Annotated in this window: 25 protein-coding genes; 10 read left to right on the top strand and 15 right to left on the bottom strand. The window is 38.2% G+C overall.

All coding sequences use genetic code 11. The features are described 5' to 3' along the window. Positions 1-24: 24 nt before the first annotated feature. Positions 25-2,682, top strand: a complete 2,658-nt coding sequence (gene polA / locus AC5SLP_RS02665; protein ID WP_495253577.1) for a DNA polymerase I — start codon at positions 25-27, stop codon at positions 2,680-2,682. Then, positions 2,679-3,218: a manganese efflux pump MntP gene (locus AC5SLP_RS02670; RefSeq protein ID WP_495253578.1), complete on the top strand. Its 540-nt coding sequence runs from the start codon at positions 2,679-2,681 to the stop codon at positions 3,216-3,218. Before polA ends, AC5SLP_RS02670 begins: the two co-directional genes overlap by 4 nt. A 26-nt stretch (positions 3,219-3,244) precedes the next feature. Here AC5SLP_RS02670 and AC5SLP_RS02675 read toward each other — a convergent pair whose 3' ends face one another. The 3 genes from AC5SLP_RS02675 to dnaJ form a co-directional block, all read right to left on the bottom strand. Next, a complete protein-coding gene (locus AC5SLP_RS02675; protein WP_495253579.1) occupies positions 3,245-3,850 on the bottom strand; it encodes an opacity family porin in 606 nt (201 codons plus the stop codon). A gap of 118 nt (positions 3,851-3,968) precedes the next feature. Beyond that, positions 3,969-4,583 carry a M48 family metallopeptidase gene (locus AC5SLP_RS02680; protein WP_495253580.1) on the bottom strand — a complete coding sequence of 205 codons (615 nt, stop codon included), beginning with the start codon at positions 4,581-4,583 and terminating at the stop codon, positions 3,969-3,971. A gap of 3 nt (positions 4,584-4,586) precedes the next feature. Continuing rightward, on the bottom strand, positions 4,587-5,720 hold the full coding sequence (gene dnaJ / locus AC5SLP_RS02685) for a molecular chaperone DnaJ (protein ID WP_495253581.1): 1,134 nt from the start codon (positions 5,718-5,720) through the stop codon (positions 4,587-4,589). A 151-nt stretch (positions 5,721-5,871) separates the two neighbouring features. Here dnaJ and AC5SLP_RS02690 point away from each other — a divergent pair, with 151 nt between their 5' ends. The 6 genes from AC5SLP_RS02690 (at position 5,872) to AC5SLP_RS02715 (ending at position 12,003) form a co-directional block, all read left to right on the top strand. After that, positions 5,872-6,378: a Spy/CpxP family protein refolding chaperone gene (locus AC5SLP_RS02690; protein ID WP_495253582.1), complete on the top strand. Its 507-nt coding sequence runs from the start codon at positions 5,872-5,874 to the stop codon at positions 6,376-6,378. A 105-nt stretch (positions 6,379-6,483) separates the two neighbouring features. Further along, a complete protein-coding gene (locus AC5SLP_RS02695; RefSeq protein WP_495253583.1) occupies positions 6,484-7,155 on the top strand; it encodes a response regulator transcription factor in 672 nt (223 codons plus the stop codon). Next, a complete protein-coding gene (locus AC5SLP_RS02700; protein WP_495253584.1) occupies positions 7,152-8,399 on the top strand; it encodes an ArsS family sensor histidine kinase in 1,248 nt (415 codons plus the stop codon). Before AC5SLP_RS02695 ends, AC5SLP_RS02700 begins: the two co-directional genes overlap by 4 nt. After that, entirely contained in the window at positions 8,396-8,965 is a 570-nt protein-coding gene (gene recR / locus AC5SLP_RS02705) for a recombination mediator RecR (protein WP_495253585.1), read from the top strand. The genes AC5SLP_RS02700 and recR overlap by 4 nt, the downstream gene beginning before the upstream one ends. Before the next feature lie 121 nt (positions 8,966-9,086). After that, positions 9,087-10,241: an alcohol dehydrogenase-like regulatory protein ErcA gene (gene ercA, locus AC5SLP_RS02710; protein WP_495253586.1), complete on the top strand. Its 1,155-nt coding sequence runs from the start codon at positions 9,087-9,089 to the stop codon at positions 10,239-10,241. Beyond that, positions 10,231-12,003, top strand: a complete 1,773-nt coding sequence (locus AC5SLP_RS02715; RefSeq protein ID WP_495253587.1) for a putative bifunctional diguanylate cyclase/phosphodiesterase — start codon at positions 10,231-10,233, stop codon at positions 12,001-12,003. Before ercA ends, AC5SLP_RS02715 begins: the two co-directional genes overlap by 11 nt. Before the next feature lie 10 nt (positions 12,004-12,013). Here the strand turns inward: AC5SLP_RS02715 and AC5SLP_RS02720 are convergent, their stop codons facing one another. The 12 genes from AC5SLP_RS02720 to gatC all read right to left on the bottom strand — a co-directional run bounded on the left by AC5SLP_RS02720 (position 12,014) and on the right by gatC (position 23,486). Continuing rightward, positions 12,014-13,651, bottom strand: a complete 1,638-nt coding sequence (locus AC5SLP_RS02720) for a fatty acid--CoA ligase (RefSeq protein WP_495253588.1) — start codon at positions 13,649-13,651, stop codon at positions 12,014-12,016. A 17-nt stretch (positions 13,652-13,668) separates the two neighbouring features. After that, positions 13,669-14,460: a shikimate dehydrogenase gene (locus AC5SLP_RS02725; RefSeq protein ID WP_495253589.1), complete on the bottom strand. Its 792-nt coding sequence runs from the start codon at positions 14,458-14,460 to the stop codon at positions 13,669-13,671. Positions 14,461-14,463: 3 nt separating this feature from the next. After that, complete coding sequence (locus AC5SLP_RS02730; protein WP_495253590.1) at positions 14,464-15,876, bottom strand: anthranilate synthase component I family protein; 1,413 nt, start codon at positions 15,874-15,876, stop codon at positions 14,464-14,466. A 1-nt stretch (position 15,877) separates the two neighbouring features. Beyond that, the gene (locus AC5SLP_RS02735) at positions 15,878-16,627 is read right to left on the bottom strand and encodes an SPOR domain-containing protein (RefSeq protein ID WP_495253591.1); all 750 of its coding nucleotides are present in this window, start codon (positions 16,625-16,627) and stop codon (positions 15,878-15,880) included. A 77-nt stretch (positions 16,628-16,704) separates the two neighbouring features. Continuing rightward, a complete protein-coding gene (locus tag AC5SLP_RS02740; RefSeq protein WP_495253592.1) occupies positions 16,705-17,247 on the bottom strand; it encodes a DUF1882 domain-containing protein in 543 nt (180 codons plus the stop codon). Positions 17,248-17,255: 8 nt separating this feature from the next. After that, entirely contained in the window at positions 17,256-18,503 is a 1,248-nt protein-coding gene (locus AC5SLP_RS02745; protein ID WP_495253593.1) for a serine hydroxymethyltransferase, read from the bottom strand. A gap of 2 nt (positions 18,504-18,505) precedes the next feature. After that, positions 18,506-20,029, bottom strand: coding sequence for a lysine--tRNA ligase (lysS, locus tag AC5SLP_RS02750; RefSeq protein ID WP_495253873.1), 1,524 nt, complete (start codon positions 20,027-20,029; stop codon positions 18,506-18,508). Positions 20,030-20,053: 24 nt separating this feature from the next. Then, positions 20,054-20,515: a Fur family transcriptional regulator gene (locus AC5SLP_RS02755; protein ID WP_495253594.1), complete on the bottom strand. Its 462-nt coding sequence runs from the start codon at positions 20,513-20,515 to the stop codon at positions 20,054-20,056. 13 nt (positions 20,516-20,528) lie between these two features. Next, positions 20,529-21,062, bottom strand: coding sequence for a CvpA family protein (locus tag AC5SLP_RS02760; RefSeq protein ID WP_495253595.1), 534 nt, complete (start codon positions 21,060-21,062; stop codon positions 20,529-20,531). After that, complete coding sequence (locus AC5SLP_RS02765; RefSeq protein WP_495253596.1) at positions 21,062-22,009, bottom strand: GGDEF domain-containing protein; 948 nt, start codon at positions 22,007-22,009, stop codon at positions 21,062-21,064. Before AC5SLP_RS02765 ends, AC5SLP_RS02760 begins: the two co-directional genes overlap by 1 nt. 94 nt (positions 22,010-22,103) lie before the next feature. Then, the gene (locus AC5SLP_RS02770; protein WP_495253597.1) at positions 22,104-23,171 is read right to left on the bottom strand and encodes a type IV pilus twitching motility protein PilT; all 1,068 of its coding nucleotides are present in this window, start codon (positions 23,169-23,171) and stop codon (positions 22,104-22,106) included. A gap of 24 nt (positions 23,172-23,195) precedes the next feature. Then, the gene (gene gatC / locus AC5SLP_RS02775; protein WP_495253598.1) at positions 23,196-23,486 is read right to left on the bottom strand and encodes an Asp-tRNA(Asn)/Glu-tRNA(Gln) amidotransferase subunit GatC; all 291 of its coding nucleotides are present in this window, start codon (positions 23,484-23,486) and stop codon (positions 23,196-23,198) included. A 144-nt stretch (positions 23,487-23,630) separates the two neighbouring features. Between gatC and AC5SLP_RS02780 the strand changes: the two genes are divergently transcribed. Next, a complete protein-coding gene (locus tag AC5SLP_RS02780; RefSeq protein ID WP_495253599.1) occupies positions 23,631-24,215 on the top strand; it encodes a YfgM family protein in 585 nt (194 codons plus the stop codon). Continuing rightward, positions 24,215-25,225 (top strand): outer membrane protein assembly factor BamB family protein, encoded by a 1,011-nt coding sequence (locus tag AC5SLP_RS02785; protein ID WP_495253600.1) that lies wholly within the window; start codon positions 24,215-24,217, stop codon positions 25,223-25,225. The genes AC5SLP_RS02780 and AC5SLP_RS02785 overlap by 1 nt, the downstream gene beginning before the upstream one ends. Positions 25,226-25,241: the final 16 nt, after the last annotated feature.

Raw genomic sequence — 25,241 nt, forward strand, 5'->3', positions numbered from 1 at the left:
TAATTTACATGTAAAGGCATTCGTGTGAAAACACTCACTATTATTGATACATTTGGTTTTTTTTTCCGAAACTATTACGCGCTTCCCGCACTTCGTAATTCCCAAGGTTTTCCTACAGGACTTTTAACCGGCTTTGCCCATTTTATTCATGCTATTAAAAATGAACACGATACGGACTATGTACTTTTTGCGTTAGATAGCAAAGGTAAAAACTTTCGACACGAAATAGACCCCAATTATAAAGCCAATCGACCTGAAGCACCCGAAGATTTGAAACGACAGCTCCCTGTTGCTATTTCATGGATTGAAAAAATGGGATTTAAATGTTACCGCGAAGAAGGGTTTGAGGCCGATGATGTCATAGCCTCAGCGGTAAGATTTGCGTTGCATCACGATATTAAAGTTCGTATTGTCACGCACGATAAAGATTTATACCAACTCATTGACGATGGCAGAGTGGTTATTTATGACCCGATGAAAAAAAGTGAAATTGACACGGAAAAGTGTTATGAAAAATTTGGTGTTTATCCCAATCAAATTAACGAATATCTCTCTTTAGTCGGTGATGTCGCCGATAATATTCCTGGTGTAAAAGGCATTGGCCCTAAAGGTGCTAAAAAACTCTTAGATGATTTTGGCTCTATTGAAAATATCTACAATAATTTAGACAAGATAGGCAATCCAAGAGTTCAAAGTATGCTTGAAGAGGGCAAAGAGAGTGCGTTTATGAGCAAGCAATTAGTACGCCTTGATAACTCTTTAAATATTGCCGATAAATTTGAGTCGTTTCACTTTCCAAGCGATAATCCATTGGCAACTATCGTGGATGAATTGGAGAAGTATGAACTGCGTCAAATGCTCTCACGTGTTAAAAGTGAAGTTTTACATGTAAAAGTCCCTGAAGTCAAGAAACAGACGTTTAACCCAATACTTGTCGATGATGCAAGATTGCTTTTTAACATTGTTGAAGGCATTGATGAGGACGATTTGGTGGCATTTGATACTGAAACAAATGCTTTGGATGCTTATCATGCCAAAATCGTTGGCTTCTCGTTTTGCGTCAATGCACGTGAAGCGTATTACGTACCTATCTCTCATCACTATTTAGGTGTTGGAGAGCAGATTAGCCTTGAAGATGCAAAAAAAGCATTAGAAGTGTTGTTGAACCATAAAATTATTGGACAAAATCTCAAATACGATTTAGCGGTTATCGAAAATAATTTTGGCTTGAAAGATGTCGCTATATACGCCGATACGATGATTTTAGCATGGCTTTTAAATCCTGAAACCAACGTCGGTCTTGATACCCTTGCCAAACGCTTTTTCAATTATGACATGGTGAAATTTAAAGACGTGGTTGCTAAAGGTGAAAATTTCAGCTCCGTTGCGCTTGAGAAAGCATGTGAATATGCGAGTGAAGATGCTTGGATGACACTGATGCTTTTTCACAAACTCCATGAAATGCTTGAACCTAATTTGTTAGAGCTTGCTAAAGAGGTGGAATTTCCATTTATTAAGACACTCATGAAAATGGAAAAAGAGGGCATTCAAATTGACGGTGCTTATTTTGAAACGCTTCTCAAACGAACAGACAGTGCGATTGAAGCGCTCAAAACAGAAATTTTTACGTTGTGCGATGCGAATTTTAACCTCAATTCAACACAACAATTGGGCGCTGTTTTATTTGAACAGTTAGGCTTACCAACGATTAAAAAAACAAAAACGGGGTACAGTACCGATGAAAATGTTTTAAATGAATTGGTCGATAAACACCCAAGCATCGCGAAGATTCTAGAGTATCGAGAGTTGTATAAATTGCGTTCTACGTATATTGAACCGCTCTTAAAACTTTCCAAAGAGTCTGCGCAAAGTAGGGTACATACTTCGTTTATTCATACCGGAACTTCCACCGGAAGACTCAGTTCAAAAGACCCAAATTTGCAAAATATCCCTGTTAAAACAGAACTAGGACGCGAAGTCCGTGGCGGCTTTGTCGCAAAAGAGGGTTATAAGCTTATTGGTATTGATTATTCGCAAATTGAATTAAGATTATTGGCGCATTTTAGCAATGATGAAGCGATGGTGAATGCATTTCAGTCGGGCAAAGATATTCACAAAGAAACCGCACTCAAACTCTTTGGAGAGGAAGAGGCTGATGCGAAGCGAAGCATCGCAAAAAGCATTAACTTTGGTCTTTTATACGGTATGGGACCGAAACGTCTTTCTGAAACGATTGGCATCTCCACAAAAGAGGCAAAAAGCTATATCGATAGCTATTTTGCAACCTTTCCTACCATCAAAAATTATTTAGCCTCCATTGCAGAAGATGCCAAAAAAGAAGGATTTGTGCAAACGCTCTTAGGGCGGAAACGCTATTTTGATTTTGAACATGCCAATGGGATGCAATATGCCGGTTATTTACGCGAAGCGGTTAATACGGTTTTTCAAGGCAGTGCAGCGGATTTAATCAAACTTTCGATGAATAAAATCATGAAAACCTTGGTGGATGACGAGGCAAAATTACTGTTACAAATCCACGATGAACTGATTTTTGAGGTCAAAGAGGAGAGAGCAGAAGTATTTGCTAAAGAAGCCCAAAAAATCATGGTTGAAATATATCAACTTCGTGTGCCATTAAAAGTCTCAATAGCAATAGGCAATAATTGGGGGGAACTGAAATGATTGAAGTATTATTGCTCGCATTTGCATTGAGTATGGACGCTTTTGCTGTGTCTATTGGACTTAGCGCAAAGCAAGGCAGCGAGTACAAACACCTTGCCCTTAAAGTAGGTCTTTTCTTTGGCTTGTTTCAAGCATTGATGCCGTTACTTGGTTATTTAGGCGGTATGGGGTTATTAGGCTTTTTTGAACACTATACCCGTTATATTGCCTTTGGGTTGCTCTTACTGATTGGTGCTAAGATGATTTATGAAGGCATCAATGAAGGTGTTGGTGAAGAGATTTCCCGCATCACCAATAAAGTTTTATTGATGTTAGCCATTGCAACCAGTATTGATGCGATGGCAGCAGGTTTTAGTCTCATGCTTTTAGAACTCAACCCTTTACTCTCTTGTGCTATTATAGGTGTAACAACATTTATCATTAGTGTTATAGGTATTTTTATTGGAAAATTCACTGGTACGTGGTTGGAGAGTAAAGCTGAAATTTTCGGTGGCGTTGTTTTAGTTGCAATAGGATTTAGAATTTTGTTTTTTTAAGGGACTCATGTGAGCCCCTCTATAAGTTAAAATTTATAGTTTAAGCCAAGATAATATTGAATAAAGCGGTCATTCTCAAGTGTGAGATTAACATTTGTACCACTGTCGTTGATTGTAGATTTATCATCTACATCACTAATCACATAGCGAACACCTATTTCAAGTTCTGTATTTTTTGTAATTGCATAAATAAAACCCGTCTCTGCTCCGTAATTAAATCCTTTTGGGTCTTGAAGATCAAGTTCTTTAGAAAGGTCACCATCAACTTTACCTATAGAGTATGAGGCGTTGATTCCGATAAAAGGTGTGAAGTCTGATTTGTTTTTGAAGAGATAATCATAGCCAAGTCCGTATGTATAGGATGTCATTTCGTATTTTTTATTTTGATAAGCAATACTTCCATAGATTCTTCCAAAATCAAAATACTTACCCACTTTGAGTGCTTCATAGGTTGCTTTGACTGTATCAGAAGTTGAACCTTCTCCGATAATATCTCCATTAGAAAGATGAACATCTGCTGAACCAGTACTTTTCCCATGAATGTTCATACCGCCAAATTCACCACCTACAAACCACGAATTAGAATCTGCAAAAATTGCAGGTCCACTTAGCATCAAAAATGATACAACCACTAAACTTTTTTTCATAGAGCCCCCTATTTGAATAATAATTAATAATAAAAAACACGAAATAGTATCGGATATAATTTAATAATACTCTTAAATTATAAAAAAATAATTACTTTGTTATTTAAGAAAATGATGGCGTAAAATTTTTGAGGAGCTTTTCGCACTGTTTATATTCAGGCATGAATTCAGCCACACATCTCCAAAAAGAGGCTTGATGGTGCTTATGGTTAATGTGAGCAAGTTCGTGGATGACGATGTACGTAACGCACTCTAGCGGTAGTTGAGCAAGGCTGAGGTTAAAGCTAAGCTCATTCGTATGACTGCAACTTCCCCAGCGTTTTTTTGCTTTCCGAAAGCTAATTTTAGTTGGCTGAACACTCATTAAAAAACTCCACTCTTCTACTAAACGCGTTACAAGTGGAATGGTCTTTTCTTTGTAGAAGGTTTCTGGTGTTTGATTGACGTGTAAAAGAATCGCTTCACCTAAGTAGAGTACTTTCCCTTCATTGCAGAAGAGTTCAGCAATGCTAACACGTTTTTTCAAATCGTGCATTTTTGCAAAAATCCATGAAGCTTTTTCTTGTACCAGTGTATGGACGCGCTCTTTGGAAAAAGAAGGATTTTTGACAATAACACCTTTTTCGGGGTGAATTTGAATGTAGAGGTGTTTGAGACGAGGGTTGGTGATGATAGAGTAACAAAGCGTAGTGCCTTGATACTCTATAAATGATGCCATTGTTTAGTTGAACCAACTTTTGATTTTATCAAACACGCCATCATACTTTTCATCTTTGTGTTTTGTCTCCACACCAAAATCTGCTTGAAGTTTTTCAAGAAGTTCTCGTTGTTCTTTCGAGATTTTTTTAGGATAACGAATTGAAATTTGGGCAATCATACTTCCTAGTTGGTGAGTATGGACATTTTTCACACCCTCTTTTTTGAAAATAAACTGTTGTTTATCTTTTGCACCCAAAGGAAGTTCTAGTTCTGTTTCACCACGAATCGTAGGAATTTTAATCGTTTCGCCTAAGGCTACTTGTGTAAAAAACACAGGAACTTCGATATAAATATCATCGTTATGACGTACAAAATGCTCATCTTCTCTAACGCGTACTAAGATGTACAAGTCTCCTCGAGCTCCACGTTCGTCAATATTGCCGCGTCCTGCTACACGGATTCGGTTATTATTGTCGATGCCTTCTGGAATATCAATCGTGACTTTATCCTCAACGTTTGTAAAGCCTTTTGCGTTACAGGTAGGACAAGGGTTTGTGACAACGCTTCCTTTGCCATTACACGCAGGGCAGGTTTGTGAAAACGTCATAAAGCCTTGTCGGTAAAAAACTTGACCTTTACCTTTACACTCTTTACATGTTGCTTTGGATTTATCTTTGCTACCAGTGCCATCGCAAGTATCACACGGTTTTTTATATGAAAAACTCACCTCTTTTTTGCTTCCAAATATAGCTTCATTAAAGGCAAGTGTGACTTCTGCTTCCAAATCTAGATTGTATTTTCTGCTCTGTTTTGAACTCCCACCGCCAAAACTGCCACTTCCAAAGCCTCCACCAAAAACAGACTCAAAAATGGAGCCAAGGTCACCCATAATATCTTCATAGCGCATATCTGAAAAGTGACTAAATCCTTGGCTATCAAGTCCTGCTTTACCATAACGGTCATAGGTTGCGCGTTTTTGCTCATCGCTTAAAACTTGATACGCTTCGTTGATTGCTTTGAATTTTTCCTCAGCCTCTTTATCGCCTTGATTGCGATCTGGATGATATTGTAAAGCTAATTTGCGATACGCTTTTTTGATTTCACCAGAATCCGCATCTCTGGTAATTTCCAATATTTCGTAATAATCTATCTCCACTGTTTTCTCTTTACATGTAAGTTTTTGAAGAACAAGATTTTACCAAATTCAAGATTAAACTTTGGTTGTTAAGGTACATTAACAAATCGTTAAGAGGTCGTTAAAATGAGCAGGATAAGATTTCATCATAAAACTTTCGAAGGAGTAGAAGATGAAAAAGACACTTTTAAGTATCGTAGCCCTTGTTGCGCTTGGAACGAGCGTATATGCATTTAATGGAACCAATTGTGGCAATATGCAACCTGGTATGGGGATGATGCAAGGCTCACCTATGGCTGGCGGAATGATGATGCAAGGTGGAAGAGGGGGCATGGGCTTTCCTATGTTGCAACAACTCAACCTTAGCGATGACCAACGCTATAAATTAGGCATTTTGCAAGGTGAATTTAAATTGGAAATGGCAAAATTACGCGATCCTAAAATGATGGCAAAAATGCAAGACATTATCAGCGGCGATACCTTTAATAAAAAAGAGTTCATTAAATTGCACAATGAAATGCATGAAAAAATGCTAGCGCTCCAAGCAGACCATATGGAAAAAGTGTTCAATCTTTTAACCAAAGAACAACGTGCAGAGCTTAAAAAACTGATGGCTCAACGCCCACAACGCCCAATGGCAATGCCAATGCAACCTGCTCCTGCCCCCGAAACAAAATAAAGAGTTCTCTAATTCTTTTTCTTTCAGAAGGCCTTGAAAAAGGTCTTCATTTTGAAAAAAACACAATTTTTGTATAATGCTAAAAAAGCTTAATTGAGGCAGCCTATGATTAACGTCTTAATGATAGAAGATGATGCAGAGTTTGCAGAAATCTTAAGTGAATACCTTGCAAAATACAACATTAAAATCACTAATTACGAAGACCCGTACTTGGGACTGAGCGCAGGTATTAAAAAATACGATTTGTTGATATTAGATTTAACACTACCAGGGATGGACGGTTTAGAGGTTTGTAAAGAGATTGTCGCTAAGTATGATATTCCGATTATTATCTCTTCCGCACGTAGTGACATCAGCGATAAAGTCATCGGTCTTCAAATCGGAGCAGATGATTATTTACCCAAACCGTATGATCCTAAAGAGATGTATGCGCGCATTCAGAGCTTGATTCGCCGTTATAAAAAAAGCTCTGTTCAAGAAGAGCAACAAAGCCACAGTGTATTTGCTGTCGATGAAAAACGTCATGAAATCTCTTTTAAAACGGAAATTCTCAACCTCACTCCCGCTGAATATGAAATACTCTCTTATATGATTAAGCAAAATGGTTTTTCAATTTCTAGGGAACAATTAGTGTATAACTGCAAATCGTTGAAAGATAAAGGTTCTAAAAGTTTGGATGTTATTATTGGTAGGTTACGTGCGAAGATTGGTGATGATTCGAAAAGCCCTGAATATATTCATTCTGTGAGAGGCATCGGCTATAAGCTCGTCGGATGATAAGAAACTCAATTTTAAATAAGATCAGTGCGATCTTTTTTCTTTCACTGTTTTTGTTGGCGATGTTTTTTGCACTTTTGCTAGAACATCAAAGCGATAAAAATTTGGAAAATATGAAACAACGCCAAATCCAATCGGTTAATTATTTGCTAGTCATGTACCGCAATAATGTTCAGCCAGGCGATATTGAAGAGTATTTCAATAATTTTGGACTCAAAAAAGTGACCAGCAAACACCTGCGTGCTTCTGTTTTGGAACGCGGTGTCGTGATTTTTCAAAAACTCTCTCCCATTAGTCGTTTTTCTTCGATTGTTTACAACGACCGTTACTATCTCTTCATTGATAATTTTGAATCAAGTGTTTTGCTAGAAAGCCAAGATTATAAAAATTTTAATGAGAGTTTGTGGATTGTTTTTGTGATTGCTCTTTTAATTTTACTTTACATGTATATCTCTATTTTTAAAAGCATAGCACCGCTTAAAACACTCAGTGGACAGATTCGGAAATTTGCCAGTGGTGATTTGAGCATTGAATGTCATAGTGAATCTAATGATGAAATCGGCGAAGTAGCCAACGAGTTTGATAGGGCGGTCAAGAAAATTCGCGATCTTATCAATGCCAGGCAGCTCTTTTTACGTACCATTATGCATGAATTAAAAACACCGATTGGTAAAGGCCGGATTGTGTCAGAAATGCTTGAAGATGAGACGGCTAAAAAGCGTTTAGTAAGTATCTTTGGTAGGCTTGATTTATTGATTGCCGAGTTTTCAAAAATTGAACAGCTTGCTTCAAAACGGTATGAATTACATCTGCAAGAGACTACACTTTCTAATATTTTAGACCAAGCGATTGATCTATTAATGTTAGATGATAAAAAACGTGAAGAGCAACTGCATATTGAGGGTAACTTTGATTTTGTGGTCAAAGTCGATTTTGACTTGATTGCTTTAGCGATTAAAAACTTGATGGACAATGCCATTAAACACAGTGCTAGCCGCAAAGTGTATGTCAAATCAAAAGAGTATACTCTCATTGTTGCCAATGAAGGCGAAGCGTTGAAAATGGCGGTAGATGAATATTTCCAACCATTCGTTTCTGGTTCAAAAGCATGCGGTAGTGGGTTAGGACTAGGGTTGTATATTGTTCAAAATATCTTGCAGCAACATGGCCTTGAAGTGTGTTATAGCTATGAAGAAGGCTATCATCAATTTAGTATTGATTTTTCAAAAGGGATTGTTCAATGATGCGAGGTTTGGAGAAATTCAATAAATTGGTTGAAGCGTTTGAAAGCTTACCTACCGTTGGTAAAAAATCGGCACTTCGATTTGCGTATCATATGGTATTAAACGATACGTTTGCGGCTATGAAACTCTCCAATGCCATTGAAAGTGCGATTAAGAGTATTCGTAAATGTGAGCGATGTGGAGCGCTTAGCGAACATGAGATTTGCGATATCTGTTTGGATGAGAGGCGTGATGCTCAAAAACTCTGTATCGTGGAGAGTGCTAAAGATATTTTTGTTCTGGAAGAGCATAAACTCTTCGATGGAAAATATTTTGTATTAAATGATATTGAAGAAGAGACGTTGAGCAAACTTGATGCAGTTGTGGCGGATGGAACGAAGGAAGTCATTTTTGCACTTACCCCTTCTTTGGCAAGCGATGCGCTTATTTTATTTATTGAAGATAAGCTCAAAGCTTACGCGTTACATTTTACGAAAATTGCACAAGGTGTACCTACTGGCGTGCATCTTGAAAATGTCGATATGCTCTCTTTATCTAAAGCTTTGGAATCTCGCACAAAAATCTAATCAACATTTTGTTTCTGTTATACTACAAACAAGCATACTCTTTTCTCTATTTAAAAAAGGATGGTTTTTCTTAAGTTTTGTTGTGTTAGCATCAAGAAACCTGCTCTAAAAGGTGGCGATAATGATTATTAAACAAATGGAATTATCACTCCGAAAATGTGTATCACCAGAGTTTGTTTTTGGCGTCGGTGCAAGAAAAATGGCAAGTCAGTATGCAAAAAACTTAGGCGCTAAAAAAGTGCTTGTGGTCACCGATATAGGTGTCCAACAAGTGGGTTGGGTGAAAGATGTTACCGATGCGCTTGAGCAAGAAAAAATCAATTATATTATTTTTGACAATGTAGTCCCAAATCCAAGAGATACCAATGTTCATGATGGCGTTAAGCTGTATCGTGAACACAGATGCGATGGCATCATAGCTGTTGGGGGTGGTAGCCCGATGGATTGTGCAAAGGGCATTGGTATCGTGGTTGCCAATATGGGAAGCATTTTAGATTATGAAGGTGTTGATAAAATTCTCTATCCCCTTCCTCCACTCATTTGTGTCCCTACAACTGCTGGAACCTCGGCAGATGTCTCGCAATTTGCAATTATTAATGATTCTCACAGACATGTTAAAATAGCTATTATTAGCAAATCTATTGTTCCTGATGTGTCACTGATTGACCCTGAAACAACACTGAGTATGGATGCCGCATTGAGTATTCATACGGGTTTAGATGCGCTAACACACGCTTTTGAAGCTTATGTCTCCAATGCGCATTCCAACATAACCGATTTATATGCCCTTGAGGCTATCTCTCTGGTTTCAAATGCTTTACCGAAGGTTGTTGCTCATCCTGATGATATAGAAGCGCGTGCCTCTGTTGTTATGGCAAGCTTATTAGCAGGCCTTGCTTTTTCCAATGCTTCTTTAGGTGTTATTCATGCGATGGCACACTCTCTAGGTGGATGGCTTGACTTGCCTCATGGTTTGTGCAATGCTATTTTACTGGATCATGCTGTCGCATATAATTTTGAATATACGAAAGAGCGCTATCAAGCGATAGCGGAACAAATGGGCATGAAAGGCAATATATCTCGTCATGATTTTTTAAAAAAACTCCATGATTTTAAACTATCACTAGGACTCACGCAGCATTTAAGTGCTCTAGGCGTCAGTCAGGATATCATTCCTCATCTTGCTGAAATGGCATTACAAGATGCGTGTATTATCACCAACCCTGTTATGCCGACGCAACAGAATGTCGAGGAGATATTGAGCCATGCCCTCTGATACACATGAAGAACTTCGTCAAAAGATTATTGGGTTAGGGGAGAGTTCTGTCCGCAAAAGTTATTACCCTCAGTTGCAAGAGCGAATACTCCAGCTGGAGCGTTTTCATGCACTTTTGGACCGCTCTAATGAATTAATTTTGTTAATAGATGCAAAGACCCATCTGATTGTTGATTTTAATGCCTCTGCGTGCGCGGCACTTGAAACTTCAAGAGAGAGCCTTTTAGAAAGCAACGTTAGCCAATGGCTGCCTCCTTTGGTTACGGAAGAGCTATATTTATTAGCGCAACGAGAGCCTATTAAAGATTGTAGTATGATTGAAGCTATACTGAAAAATTCACAAGGTCAGTTTTTTATGGAGTTTGTACTCCAGTGCATACGTTTTAGTGAACAAGATTATTATGTGATTTTAGGAAAAGATATTTCTGAGCGTAAGGCAGCTGAACTTCAAATTCATACGCTCGCTTTTTATGATTCTTTAACCCATTTACCCAATCGACAGCTCTTACATGACCGTATTTCCCAAGCCATTGCCAAAAGTCAGAGACATCAAAAATATGGCGCTTTAATGATGATTGATTTGGATAATTTTAAAGCACTCAATGATACGAAAGGACATCATATTGGCGATGAGCTTCTCAAACAAGTTGCGACAAGAGTACAAGAAGTATTGCGTTCAGGTGATACTTTAGGTCGTGTTGGAGGTGATGAATTTGTTGTATTGCTTGAAGGGCTTAGTTTAAAAGAATCCGATGCCGCTATGGAGTCTGAACATTTTGCAAAACGGATTAAAAATATTATTAACCAACCGTATCTTCTTTTAGGGTACGAGCATACCTGTTCACCAAGTATTGGAGTTGCTCTTTTTGTCGGCAATACATACGATAAAGAGACATTACTCAAACAAGCAGATATCGCGATGTATCAGTCTAAAAAATTAGGGCGTAATCGTATCAGTTTTTATGATCCTATGATGCAAGAAAAAATTGAGCACAAGACAACCATGGAGCAAGAATTACGCCTTGCCATTACGAAAGAAGAGCTTGTTCTTTTTTATCAACCTCAAGTCAATTTAAAAGGAGATATCGTAGGTGTTGAAGCCTTGATTCGATGGAATCATCCTCAAAAAGGGCTGATTCCGCCAAACGATTTTATTCCTTTAGCGGAAGAGACGGGACTTATTATTCCTCTTGGAACGTGGGTTTTGCATGCGGCATGTGAGCAACTGCTCACATGGTCAAAGCTTTATACGCATCATTCATTACATATGTCGATTAATGTGAGTGTCAAACAGTTCCAAGAAATTCATTTTTATGACACCGTTGCAACCGTACTTCAACAAACGGGTGTTCCTGCCCGCCGTGTTAAATTAGAGCTCACAGAGAGTTTAATTGTGGAAAATATTGTTGAGACGATAGCAAAAATAGAAGCCTTACGCTCTCTTGGCATTAGCTTTTCACTTGATGATTTTGGAACAGGGTACTCTTCTTTGTCTTACCTTAAGCGTTTACCATTGGATGAACTCAAAATTGATCAATCATTTGTTCGCGATATTACGGTGGATAATAATGATGCAATGATTGTGAAGACCATCATAGAAATGGCGCATAATTTTGATTTGGATGTGATAGCAGAAGGGGTGGAAGATGAAGAACAGAGTAAATTTCTTCTTGAAAATGGATGTACCCTTTTTCAAGGGTACTTGTTCGGTAAGCCAATGCCTGCCGCAGAAATTGAGCGACTATTTCAGCACTCTTTATAGGTAAAATGTTTTAGCTATAGAGCTTTCGTAGCTCTTTTTTATTGACTTTTCCCACACTGGTCTTATCAATGCCCTCAACAAATTTGATTTTAAGTAACATTCCTTCTCGTGCCATAATGCCTTTTTTAATAAACTCTTTCGCATGGATTAAGAGCTCTTTTTCGTTGGTGGGTTTGGTGGCATCAAGAACGACAAGTGCCAACGGTCTTTCACCCCATTTATCATCTTCTATTCCAATGACGGCAACCTCTTTGACGCTAGGGTGTTGGTGAATAATATCTTCCAATTCTAAAGATGAAACCCATTCACCGCCCACTTTGATGATGTCTTTCATTCGGTCTGTAATTTTAATATACCCTTGTGCGTCCACATTTGCCATGTCGCCCGTGTGCAAATACCCACCATGCCAGAGAATCTCAGAATTCTTTTGGTCTTTAAAGTAGCCTTGCGTGAGCCAAGGTGCTCGTACGACAATTTCACCCGTACTCATACCATCACGTGGTAGGGATTGCATCTGCTCATCAACAACTTTCATATCAACAAGCCCCATAGGACGACCTGTCTTGATGCGAATATCACTTTGTTCGCTATCATCCAGTTCTAACATTTCGGGTGTTAATTGAGCAACACTCAAAATAGGGCAGGTTTCACTCATTCCATACCCTGTAAACATATCAATACCTCGTTTTAAAGCCTCTTGACACATTGCTTTTGGTAGCGATGCGCCCCCAATCATAACTTTCCAACCGTTAAGATTGATCTGGTCGATTTTGGGTGAGTTAAAAAGCATATGCATGATGGTCGGCACACAGTGTGAAAACGTTACTTTTTCCTTATCGATTAACTCAAGGAGCATGTCTGGCATATAGCGTCCGGGATACACCTGCTTAACCCCAAGCATCGTTGCAACATATGGTAGTCCCCATGCATGAACATGAAACATAGGCGTAATAGGCATATACACGTCGTATTGCCTAAAACTGCCTTGTTGTGGTGCACTGCCAAGGGTCGATAATGTCCCTAGTGTGTGCAAGACAAGCTGGCGATGTGTAAAGTAAACGCCTTTAGGAAGTCCTGTAGTTCCTGTCGTGTAAAATGTGGTTGCACGGGTATTTTCACTAAAATCGGGAAACGCAAAAAAATCGCTTTGTTCCCTTAATAACGTCTCGTATTCCCCTTTTACATGTAAAGATGTAGGGCTAATCGTCTCATCATCAGACAGTACGATATACGTTTCTATATCAAGACGTCCTTTTATTTGTTCCAAAATAGGTAAAAAATCATTATTAGCAAGAATGACATCATCTTCTGCATGGTCAATTGTATAGAGAATTTGCTCGCTGGAGAGACGAATGTTAATCATGTGCAAAATAGCACCAATCATCGGAATCGCAAAGTAGCACTCTAAATAACGATGCGAGTCATAATCCATGACGGCAACGGTATCTCCTGCTTTGACACCCAATGAGGTTAAAAGATTGGCAAGCCTATGAACCCGTTTTTTAAACTCGGTATAGGTGAAACGTTTATCCCCTTTATAGACGATTTCTTGGTTAGGGTCGCAATAAATAGGTGCATTTAAAATATTTTTTATGAGCAGCTGGTAGTCATGTGCATAAGGATTGTTGAGTGTTTCTTCTCGTTGCACGGTGTTCCTTTATAAAATTAAAGTTCAAAAGCAGGGCGCATCAATGATTCAATTGTTTTGAATTCATAACGCTTCGAAAAAAAGAGGTTAAAGGCTAAGACGCCTTGAAAGAGAAGCATCTCTTTCCCGTCTTTATATAAGAGGTGATGTTTTTGTGCCAAGGTTAAAAAAGGGGTTGATTGATTGTAAATGACGTCAAAAGCACAACGCGCTTTTTGAAACAGCGCTTCTAAAACAGACAATTCACAAGGAAGGGCATCGTCTTTTAAGCCTGCGGATGTCGTGTTAATGATGAGGTCATATGCGCTGATTTCGAAGCTCTCCCACGTTTTACATGTAAAACCTTTTGCTTCAAAAAAAGAGAGTCTTGAAGCGGAACGATTTAGAATTGTTACGTCGATATGATGTTCTTTCAAGATGATAGCAATGGCTTTAGCCGTACCGCCCGCACCTAAAATAAGGGCATTGCGAATGGTTCCAAAGCTCTGAATCGCTTCATAAAATCCTTCGGCGTCGGTATTGTATCCGATGACGCGTGTCCCTTCTTTTACCAACGTATTGACTGCCCCAATTTCTTGCGCTATCCCTCGTACTTCATCGCATTGTGCAAACGCAACTTCTTTATGGGGAACCGTCACGTTTGCTCCGTGAAGTCCCATATCTCTAAAGGTTGAAAGTAGTAAAGAAGGCTCTACAATGGCTTTGCGAATGTAACAGCCATCCAGGTTGAGTGCTTGCAAAACGCTGTTATGTAAACGCGGCGAAATAGAGTGGGCAACAGGGTTGCCAAAGAGGCTAAAGAGTAGCATGCACTACTCTTTAAGATCATCAAGGGAGCTGGTCATTGCCCCTAATTTATTGGTGACTTCTAAATATTCAAGTTCAGGTTTACTGTCTGCAACAATACCGGCGCCCGCTTGAAAAATAATTTTTTCATCATCTAAGTAAGCTGTTCGTATCATAATACAGCTGTCCATATTCCCATCAAAACCAAAATACCCTGCCGCACCGCTATAGAAACTACGTTTTAAGCCTTCAAAATCGCTAATGAGTTCCATCGCACGAATTTTAGGTGTTCCGGTCATTGTTCCTGCGGTAAACGTTGCTGCAAATAGATCAAACATATCGTATTTGGAATCCAGCGTTGCCTCGATATCGCTTACCATATGCATGACATGTGAATAGCGCTCTACGCGCATCATCTCTTTGACTTGAACTGAACCCACTTTAGCAACACGTCCTAAATCGTTTCGTCCTAAATCAATGAGCATTAAATGTTCAGCTCTCTCTTTTTCATCATTAAGCATCTCTTTCTCATACGCTTGGTCTTTTTCATAGGTCGAACCACGTTTGCGTGTACCCGCAATGGGGCGAAGCATAATGCGTCCGTCTTTAAGCCCGACCATGACTTCAGGCGAGCTACCAATAATAGCAAAGTTAGGATAAGAGAGATAAAACATATAAGGTGATGGATTTTTTTGTCGTAAAATACGATAAAAACTCAGTCGGTCAATATGGGTATAGTGTGTAAAGCGATTGGACATTAAAATCTGAAAGACATCGCCACTGCGAATCATCTCTTTGGATTTTTCAACCATCTCAAAGAAATGCTCTTTTGAAAGCGAAAAAGACCCTTTTGATTTATCGACTTGTGCCGTTTGGATAGGAATATAATAATGAGGCTCTTTCAGTGTTGCTTCGATTTTATCCATTTGTTCGGCAATGCTTGGCATAAACGTTGTTAAGATAAGGGTATTGGATTTGTGTGAAAACGTACAAACAAGCTTCGGACGCATGAGATCAATATCTGGAATGTCGAGTTCGTCTTTGAGCGGGTCCATATGTGCACATAAACGCGGTTCAAAAAGCTTAACGGCATCATAGCCTATATAGCCAATAAATCCATCGATAAAACCAACACCAAGTTCTTTCGAATAGGTTTTATAGAGCTCTTGATCAACGGTAGCGTAGCGCTCTTTTAAAAAAGGAAAAGGAGATGTTCCTAAAGAGTGCGTCACGCCTTTTTCATCAATATGGGTGCTTTTAGCGTGCTGGTGAATGACACGCTCTCTTGCGCCTATGAAAAAAAAACTAAAATTACCATCATTATTATGAATAGCACTTTCCAATAAAAAGCAGAGCTCACCCTTAAAATACGCCTGCAATTTTGCATAAATCGTAATAGGGGTGAGTTGATCAAATAAAATTTTTCGAGAAGTTAGCACCTTATTTCACCCGATAGATAAATGCATTTTTGTTGATACTTGAGCGAATCAGTACTAAAGCACTTTCTGCATCACTGGATTTTGCATACGGTCCTATAAGAATCTTAGTGACTTTGTTGCCATTGACGATAGTCGAATAGAGTCTGTATTCAAAACCTTTTGCTTTAATGTCATTTAAGACGCGTTGTTCAGGAGCTGTTGCAACTGCACCGACTTGTACGTAAATACCAGCCTCTGCTGTGCCACTATGGGTTGGTGCTTCAGATGCACTTTTGGCTGTAGTTGCAGGTTTTACTACTTCTTTCTTCGCTTCTACTTTTGGTTTTGCTACAGGCGGTGGTGTCACATTTGAAACAGGTGCCGTTGCGGGAGTTTGTGTCGTTGCAGGAGCACTTGTTGTATCATTTGCTTTGGCATCACCTTTTGCGTCTTCTTGTTTTTGTGCTTCTTTCTCTTTAAGGGTTTTGATCATATCTTCAAAACTCTCTTTTTTAGGGTTCTCTTCAATAATTGGCACTTGCTTAAAGAGTTGGTCATCTTTAGGGATTTGCGTCTCTTGTGTTGGTTCTGGAGGCAAGATTAATTTTGAAGCATCCTTACTTTGGTCTTTGTTCATGAGTTTCATACTCGCAAGTGCAATCAGAAATACAAGAATCAAAAAAGCAACTAAAATCAAGATACGTTTCATTTTCAGGGTTTTGCTATCCCCTTTTTCTAATACGATATCACTGAGTTCATTTCTATTTTCCATCGGTTCTCCTTAAGAATGATGATAAATTACACGACATGCATTAACAAAAATAGATACTCTACTGTTTAAAAAACAGTTTACATATGTTTTGACCAAGAAGCTCCACGTTCTTTTTGGTATAAATCATATGGTAATGCCAAGATATTAAATTCTCTTGGTAATTCTTGATTTGGAAACATTCTCCATTCACGTGGAAGTTTTTGAGAAAGTTTCATAGAGAGCATTTTGGCGATTTGGTAACCCTCTTGCAACGTTGTGTGTCCTTTATGAACATACAAATGTAAATGGCCCTCTGTTTGGCTCTTATACGCCGTAAAATTGATAAATCCTTCTTCTCTAAGCAAAAGTTGTGCCCTATGCCAAAAGCGCTCCGTATTTCTACCGTTATAGTCAAAAACGATATTTTCAACTTTATCAAAGCGATTAATTAGCGAATGAGCAACCGTGATTTTTCCATCCAGATGATCTTTGATGATACTGTTATTCAAAGGCTGATTAATACGCTCATATTTATCAAAAAAGACTCTCCCGTTAAAATCGAGCTTTTGGACGATAGTATCGCGTTTAATCCAATAATGATCGGTAATCATTTTAATGAGAGAGACATCAATATTGTACATAAAATCCCTTAGTACGTTGGTCTATCGTAAATAATAAACTGACTTGCCAATGCTTTCATCTCAGCTTTAATTTTTACATGTAATGCTTCATCGTTGATGTTATCAAGGACATCAGCAATTTTATTGGCAATAATCTCAAATTCTTTTTCTTTCATACCGCGTGCGGTCAGTGCAGGTGAGCCTATGCGAACGCCACTGGTCACAAATGGACTGCGTGTTTCACCTGGAACAGTGTTTTTATTGACGGTAATACCTGCATCGCCTAGCGCTAAATCTGCTTCTTTACCGCTGAACGCTTTATTAAGGAATGAAACAAGTACCAAGTGGTTGTCGGTGCCGCCACTGACAATGTCGTAGCCACGTTTAATTAAAACGTCAGCGAGGACTTTGGCATTCGCACGTACTTGTTTGGCATAGGTTGTCCATTCAGGTTTTAAGTTTTCTGCAAAACCAACGGCTTTAGCAGCAATGACATGTACCAAAGGACCACCTTGAATTCCTGGGAAAATAGCACTATTCACTTTTTTTGCAATCTCTTCATCATTGGTTAAGATGATACCACCACGTGGTCCACGAAGTGTTTTATGGGTTGTAGAGGCAACAACATGACAATGAGGAAAAGGACTTGGATGCTCACCAGCTGCTACAAGACCAGCAATATGTGCGATGTCGGCAAAAAGGTATGCGCCTACTTCATCTGCAATCTCTCTAAACTTAGCAAAATCAAGCTCTCTAGGATACGCACTTGCACCACAAATAATCATTTTAGGTTTAACAATATGGGCAATTTCTCTTACTTTATCATAGTTAATACGACCATCTAACTCAACACCATAGAAGAAGCTTGAATAGGTTTTACCTGAACTACTTACTTTCGCGCCATGTGTTAAGTGACCACCGTGGCTTAAATCCATACCAAGGATTTTGTCAAAAGGATTTAAAAGTGCTTGATAGACACCTTGATTCGCTTGGCTACCCGAATTAGGTTGAACATTGGCGTAGGCACAGCCAAACAGTTTACAAACTCTATCAATTGCCAGTTGCTCTACTAAGTCTGCAAATTCACAGCCACCGTAGTATCGTTTATTAGGATAACCTTCCGCATATTTGTTGGTAAAGACACTGCCCATTGCTTCCATAACCGCTGGATAGGTAAAGTTTTCGCTAGCAATCATCTCTAAATGATCGCATTGTCTGTGTAACTCTTTTTCAACCAGATCGTAAACTTCTGGGTCAATGTTTTTTAAAATACTCATTACTATTCCTTATTGTCTGTTGGTGTTGTTAATTCATCAAGTTCGTTTAACGGCTTCATTGCGGGGAAAAGAATAACATCTTTGATAGATTGCTCATTGGTTAAAAGCATCGTCAATCGATCAATTCCCAATCCTTGTCCTGCCGTTGGCGGTAAGCCGTATCCTAGCGCGTAGACGTAATCTTCATCCATTTCGTGTGCTTCATCATCGCCTGCATTTTTAGCTTGCAACTGTTTTGCAAATCGTGTGTATTGATCCAGTGGATCATTGAGCTCATTAAATCCATTGGCGATTTCTCGCCCAGCAATAAAGAGCTCGAAACGCTCTGCAATATTAGGATTTGTTTCGCTACGACGTGCTAATGGACTGATCTCGATAGGGTAGTCTATCAGAAATGTTGGGTCGATGAGCTTTTCTTCCACAAAGAGGTCAAACAACTCTTCAAACAATTTACCAAGGCTGAGATTTGGCTCAACACTGAACCCTTTGGCGGTGATATACGCTCTAATTTGCTCAGCATCGTCTAAAATTTCATTGGGAATATTACCAATTTCAACCAAAGCATCCCGAAACGCAATTTTACGAAATGGCTTAGAAAAATCAATTTCGATGTCGCCATACGGCAGTTTTTTAGGGAGTTTTAGTTTTTTAAGAAGGACATCGAACATCTCTTCCGTTAAGCGCATCAAGTCGTGGTAGTTATGATAGGCCCAGTAAAACTCAATCATTGTAAATTCAGGGTTATGTGTTTGATCCATTCCTTCATTTCTAAAGTTACGGTTGATTTCAAAAACAGCCTCAAATCCACCAACAACAAGGCGTTTGAGATAGAGTTCAGGAGCAATTCTTAGGTAACGATCTACACCGAGTGCATTATGACGTGTGATAAAAGGCTTTGCATTAGCACCCCCTGCGATAGGATGCATCATCGGTGTTTCGACTTCTAGGAAGTCTCTCTCCTCAAAAAAGTGACGAATTTCACTGACAATTCTGCTTCTAATTTTAAAGGTTTTACGAACATCACTGTTCATAATCATATCCAAATAGCGCTTGCGATAACGTAGCTCTTTATCTTGTAAGCCGTGAAACTTTTCAGGCAAGGGAACAATCGACTTTGTCGCTACGTCAAGCACTTTTACATGTAAAGAAAGTTCACCCGTTTTTGTAACAAAAGGAAAGCCTGTTACACTGATAATATCACCGACTTCGACTAACTTTTTAACGTTATCAAACCAATCATCGCCGATAGATTCACGGCTAAAATAGATTTGTAAAAGGCCATGTTCATCTTCAACTTTTGCAAAAGCTGCTTTACCCATATGGCGTAAAAATTTAATACGTCCTACAACGGTATTGGTTTTGTTTTCATCACGCTTTAATTCACTATCAATAACATAAGCGTAGCATTCTAAAAACTCTTTGGTACTCGTATCTTTAATAATATTATGTCTGTATGGATTGCGTCCAAGTGCTTGGAGTGCTTTTCCTTTTTCGATACGTTGTTGTTGGTATTGGTCATCAAATATCAAATCTTTTCCTCTTTTCAGTGTTTACTTTTCTTTAGCGCAATCTTCGCAAAGACCACGTAGTTGCATTAAATGGCTTGTAATTTTAAAGTGATTTGCTTTAGCAATTTCAAGCTGTAATTGTTCAATTTTTTCATTTTGGAATTCAATAATCAGTCCACAGCTTTTACAAATCATATGATCATGATGGGGTTTGTTTGCAAGTTCAAATTTTTTCCCTGCAACACCAAAGGAGATGGATGTGACCATCTGAGATTCTTCAAGAAGATTGAGTGTTCGATAGACTGTTGCAATTCCGATGTTGAGTTCAGGGTAATTGCCTTTTAAAAAAATGTATAAATCTTCTGGGGTAAAGTGATCATTTCTTTCATACAATGTTTTTAAAACCACCTCACGCTGTTTGGTGAATTTAAGACTGTTGGTTTTTAACAACTCCTTAAAAGAAGCAAGGAGTGAATTGTATTCTAAATTTTCAAATGTACTCATGCGTAACCTCTATTTACGGGTTGGGTTTATCTTGAGTGGGGAGGCTATCTAAGACATCTTTTGTGTCTAACTTAACAATGTAGCGACCTGTCTCTAAAAAGAGAGGAAACATCATACTATTCGCGACATAAGGTTCTATTCGAGATTTAATAAATTCGATATTGGTCAAAGTAACGGCTAAAACAGAAAATACTAAAAATATTTTAGCACTTCCCATAATAAATCCTGCTAATTTATCAATCATACTTAAACCGCTAAGGCTCAATGCTTGCGCAAGTAAATACCCAATGAAAATACATGCAATCCAAAAAACGATTAATACGGCAATAAAACCAAAAAGATATAAAGAAGCTTGGTTGCCAAAAGCATAAATATGCTTATGAATGAGATCTCCTGCGACGGCTGCGTAACGTGATGCAAAGTAAATACCGCCAATAATACCCAAAAGACCAAAAAATTCTTTTACAAAACCGTTGATAATGCCTTTGATACCTAAAATGAGTACCAGTGCGAGCGTAATAAGATCAAAAAGTACAATATTTGCCATTAGTGAGCACTCCTAAAACAGTTTTTACCATCAAGTTTTGCTTCGTACAATGCTTTATCGGCTCTGTCTAAAAGCTCTTCTGCTGAAATGTTTTGCTGATGTGAACAAATGCCAGCACTCAGCGTTAAATGAATGTCGTGGCTTTTATAGAGTAATTTACTATCGCTGGTCTCACGGATAATGCGGTCTACAATTTTTGTTGCTTCTTCTGATGAAGTACGATTGAGAATCACAACAAATTCTTCACCGCCATAGCGATAAATACGTGTTCCGCGACGTAATGAGTTTTGAATCAGTTTTGATAAAAAGATGAGTGTTTTATCGCCGGCAATGTGACCAAACGAATCATTGATTTGTTTAAAATCATCGGCATCGAACATGACAAGATGCATATCCATGTCTTTGTCTTTACCAAAGCTAAGGACTTCTTCAAGGTCTTTAATTAAAACTCTTCGGTTGTGTGCCTTGGTTAAAGGGTCAATATTGGATTCACGCTCTAGTCGCTCAACTTCCAACTTTAATTTTGCGATTGTTTCATCGGCTGTTTGAAGTTCTTCAAGAATTTTACCTTGAAAATTATCAAAGGCTTGAAGGACTTGATGCGTATCGACACTGGCATAATCTTTTTTGATATTATCAATATTAATCGCTGTTTCATCTGAGATGAATTTTAAATTATCATTGGTTTTAACAAACGCTTCTATGCCTTTTTTCATAAGCCCAAAACACGTCTCACTGACCATCTCTTCTTGTCCCGCATTGGAGAAGAGATAACTATGCTTTTTGGCAAGGTCCAAAACCTCAGGATCACTATTTTTTTGAAGTGTTTCTACAAAAGTATCATGATAGTATTTTGGATAAGGTGGGATATTGAGGTGTTTAAGTTTTTCAAATGTTTCATCGGCTATTTGAAAAATAATGTCAGAAATATTATTACCATTGTTCATACTATGAAGCGCCTTTACCCATTGTTTTAGAATTTCATTTGCTTTAGTATAGCTTGCTTAAGCTGTAATATTCGTAAAACGTTGCTTTTAATGGTCAAACTCCCATGTTATTAAGGAGCTCTTGAGGTTGGGTTGAGTAGCGAATAGCATCTTCTTTGCTGATAAAATTGGCTCTTAAATATTTCATCATTGCTTGTGTTTGCGTGACCATACCCGTTTTTTGTTGGTTGAGTTGCATTTGTGAGTAGATTTGATGAATCTTATTTTCTCGAATCAGATTAGCAATGGCCGCATTATTAATCATAATTTCATGTATAGCGACCCTTCCTCCTCCGATTTTAGGTAAGAGACTTTGTGAAATAACTGCATGCAAAGAGGTTGCAAGCATATTGCGCACTTGCACTTGTTCCGCACCATCAAAGCTATCGACAATTCTATTAATCGTTTGAACCGCTGAGTTCGTGTGAAGCGTTCCTAAGACTAAGTGTCCGGTTTCTGCCGCGGTAATAGCGGTACTAATCGTTTCTTGGTCTCTCATCTCCCCAACCAAGATAATATCGGGGTCTTGACGAAGTGAAAATTTAAGTGCTCTCGCAAAGCTTTTGGTATCATCGCCTACGTTACGGTGAGAGAAAAGAGCTTTTTTATTGGTATGAATAAATTCAACAGGGTCTTCGATGGTAATAATATGACGATGTTCATAAAGGTTGATTTCATTCAGCAAGGCAGCCAGTGTTGTTGATTTACCACTTCCCGTAGGTCCTGTTACTAAGATAAGCCCTTTCTCACGCTTGATAACATCTTTAAAAACAATGGGAGAATTGAGGTCATCTAAGGAAGGAATATCAATAGGAATAATTCTAAAAGCAGCTGCTAATTCGCCGTTGATTGTATAATAATAATTGGCACGAAAACGCCCAATATCGGGGAACATAATTGCAAAATCAAGCTCTTTTTCTTCTTCAAGCTTTTTCTTTTGCTTATCCGTAATTAAGGTGTAACACATCTCCTCAATGGCATTGCCGTTGAGTTGTTCCATATCAAGTGGAACCAACTTTCCATCAATTCTTATTTGAGGCTCACTTCGACCTACTAAGTGTAAATCAGAAGCTTTATAAGCAACAACATTTTTTAAAAGAGCCTTGATGTTGGGTGAACTCATAATTACACCTTATATAAAAATTGTTTATTCAATGATTTTTGGTACGACAAAAAAGCCATTTTCACTTTGAGGAGCATGTTCAAGAATTGTTTTAACAATAGTATTATCCACACTAGGGATATCTTCTCTAAAAGGAGTTCCACCTTGCAGTGTCGTAAAGGTTGCTTCTTCACTTTCGAGATTTAATTCGTTAAGGTTTTCTACAAAAGAGACAATTTCACTTAATTGAGCGATAACTCCTTCACGTTTTTCATCGCTGATTTGTAACGAAGAGAGTTTTTCTAATTTTTGTAAAAGTGCGTTATCAATTTTCATAGGCTTCAAAATCCTTAAATATTTTTGAAAGATTATTATAACATATTCTCTTTGTCGCTATACTGAAATGGCATTAGTCCCTTTTTATATTTCTTGTGATAAACTGTGTTATATTTTTCAAAAATCGTTTATTAAGGATAGTGTTTGGGACTTAAGGAAAATATTAAGGCGGTCCAAGAAGAGTTTAGCACCGAAGAGCAGTTCTTAGAGGGAATGATTAAAGGTGAACGCTTCTTTAAACGCAATAAAAAATACATTATCTCTGGATTAGTACTTATTGTGCTTGGTGCAGCAACCTATGCTGTCAATGATGTGTTAACACAACAGCGTTTAAAAGCTTCTAATGAAGCATATCAACTACTTCTAAAAGATGCTAATAATCAAGCTGCATTAGATACTCTCAAACAAAAAAGCCCTAAACTGTATGCGATGTTTATGTTTGAAACAGCCATGGCAAAGGGCGATGTCGAGGCACTTAAATCGGTTTCTTTATCCACTGACAATCCTATTTTAGCAGAAATTGCAGCCTATCAGCTTGCTCAAATTGACACGAATGCAACGATTAAGAGTAGTGAATTATTGGCAGGGATGGCACTCCTAGAAGAAGGATACAACCTGCTTAAAGAAAATAAGATTGAAGAAGCCAGACTTAAATTTGCTCAAATAGATGTTGGTTCTCCTCTAAAACAGATTGCAAAAAATCTAGAACATTATCAAGGCATAAAATAATGAAATACGCAAAAATTGTTTTTTCACTCATGACGTTATTATTGGTTATAAGCGGCTGTGGCACTAAGCGACAATACTTTGAACCAGAAGCACTTTCTGGTAAAATCAGTTATGACGGTTCATTGCCGGCAACCATTATTGATGCGGTAAGAGATGGTGCAACTTTAGATAATGGCCAAATTATTACCAAGCAAGGCTTGTCCAATGTAACATTGCCATCGGGGTTTGTCTATCTTGCAGAAGATCAAGGCCGTTATGTGGCTACATCTAAATGTGGCGCACTACAAATTGTAGATGCCAATAAAAAAATATTGTTTTCTAAAGAGTGCAGTGTCTCTGTTGCTTCTGCGGCATTGAAAGGCAATGTCTTAGCACTCGTTCTTGGTTCAAATGAGCTTGTTTTAATTGATATTGTTGATGGAAAAGAGATGATGCATCTTAAACAAGACAATGTCTATGTTTTAGATTCTCGTATTGCTTCGCCTTATTTCTTAGGTGATTTAATTGTTTTCCCTACGCTTGATGGTAAATTAGTCATTGTCGATGCGCAAACAAAAAAACCTATTCGTGACGTTGTCGTTAGTAATGATAAGTTTTTTGGGAATATTATCTACTTGCAAGTATTAGGTGATCGTTTGGTTGCTGCAACCAAAAGTAAAGTTGTTTCAATCAGTCCAAAGTCTATTAGCTTCTTAGAAAATGATGTTAAAGATGTGATCGTTCTTGAAAATCGTATTTTTGTTTTCACAAAAGACGGACGTGTCATTTTAACTGACGCAGATCTGAAAGTTTTAAAAGAGCGTAAATTTCCATTTGCAACTTTTGCCGGAACAATTCATGGTACATACGTTTACATGATCGAAAAAGGTGGCTATATTATTGCAACGGATTTAGATTTAATCTCAACGAATATTTATAAATTGCCTGATGAGATTGAAACGCATATTTTTACAACAGGTGATACCCTTTACTATAAAAATCGTTTCTTCAAACTCAATCGTACAAAATAGTGATTGTTGGAAAAAA

It is taken from the genome of Sulfurospirillum sp. E15m (assembly GCF_059415145.1).

Bases quoted from the DNA above. Each gene is read 5' to 3' on its own strand.
- AC5SLP_RS02670 (WP_495253578.1), top strand. From the start codon at position 2,679: ATGATTGAAGTATTATTGCTCGCATTTGCATTGAGTATGGACGCTTTT.
- AC5SLP_RS02680 (WP_495253580.1), bottom strand. From the start codon at position 4,583: ATGGCATCATTTATAGAGTATCAAGGCACTACGCTTTGTTACTCTATC.
- AC5SLP_RS02690 (WP_495253582.1), top strand. From the start codon at position 5,872: ATGAAAAAGACACTTTTAAGTATCGTAGCCCTTGTTGCGCTTGGAACG.
- AC5SLP_RS02695 (WP_495253583.1), top strand. From the start codon at position 6,484: ATGATTAACGTCTTAATGATAGAAGATGATGCAGAGTTTGCAGAAATC.
- AC5SLP_RS02700 (WP_495253584.1), top strand. From the start codon at position 7,152: ATGATAAGAAACTCAATTTTAAATAAGATCAGTGCGATCTTTTTTCTT.
- recR (WP_495253585.1), top strand. From the start codon at position 8,396: ATGATGCGAGGTTTGGAGAAATTCAATAAATTGGTTGAAGCGTTTGAA.
- ercA (WP_495253586.1), top strand. From the start codon at position 9,087: ATGATTATTAAACAAATGGAATTATCACTCCGAAAATGTGTATCACCA.
- AC5SLP_RS02715 (WP_495253587.1), top strand. From the start codon at position 10,231: ATGCCCTCTGATACACATGAAGAACTTCGTCAAAAGATTATTGGGTTA.
- AC5SLP_RS02725 (WP_495253589.1), bottom strand. From the start codon at position 14,460: ATGCTACTCTTTAGCCTCTTTGGCAACCCTGTTGCCCACTCTATTTCG.
- AC5SLP_RS02735 (WP_495253591.1), bottom strand. From the start codon at position 16,627: ATGGAAAATAGAAATGAACTCAGTGATATCGTATTAGAAAAAGGGGAT.
- AC5SLP_RS02740 (WP_495253592.1), bottom strand. From the start codon at position 17,247: ATGTACAATATTGATGTCTCTCTCATTAAAATGATTACCGATCATTAT.
- AC5SLP_RS02745 (WP_495253593.1), bottom strand. From the start codon at position 18,503: ATGAGTATTTTAAAAAACATTGACCCAGAAGTTTACGATCTGGTTGAA.
- AC5SLP_RS02755 (WP_495253594.1), bottom strand. From the start codon at position 20,515: ATGAGTACATTTGAAAATTTAGAATACAATTCACTCCTTGCTTCTTTT.
- AC5SLP_RS02760 (WP_495253595.1), bottom strand. From the start codon at position 21,062: ATGGCAAATATTGTACTTTTTGATCTTATTACGCTCGCACTGGTACTC.
- AC5SLP_RS02765 (WP_495253596.1), bottom strand. From the start codon at position 22,009: ATGAACAATGGTAATAATATTTCTGACATTATTTTTCAAATAGCCGAT.
- AC5SLP_RS02770 (WP_495253597.1), bottom strand. From the start codon at position 23,171: ATGAGTTCACCCAACATCAAGGCTCTTTTAAAAAATGTTGTTGCTTAT.
- gatC (WP_495253598.1), bottom strand. From the start codon at position 23,486: ATGAAAATTGATAACGCACTTTTACAAAAATTAGAAAAACTCTCTTCG.
- AC5SLP_RS02785 (WP_495253600.1), top strand. From the start codon at position 24,215: ATGAAATACGCAAAAATTGTTTTTTCACTCATGACGTTATTATTGGTT.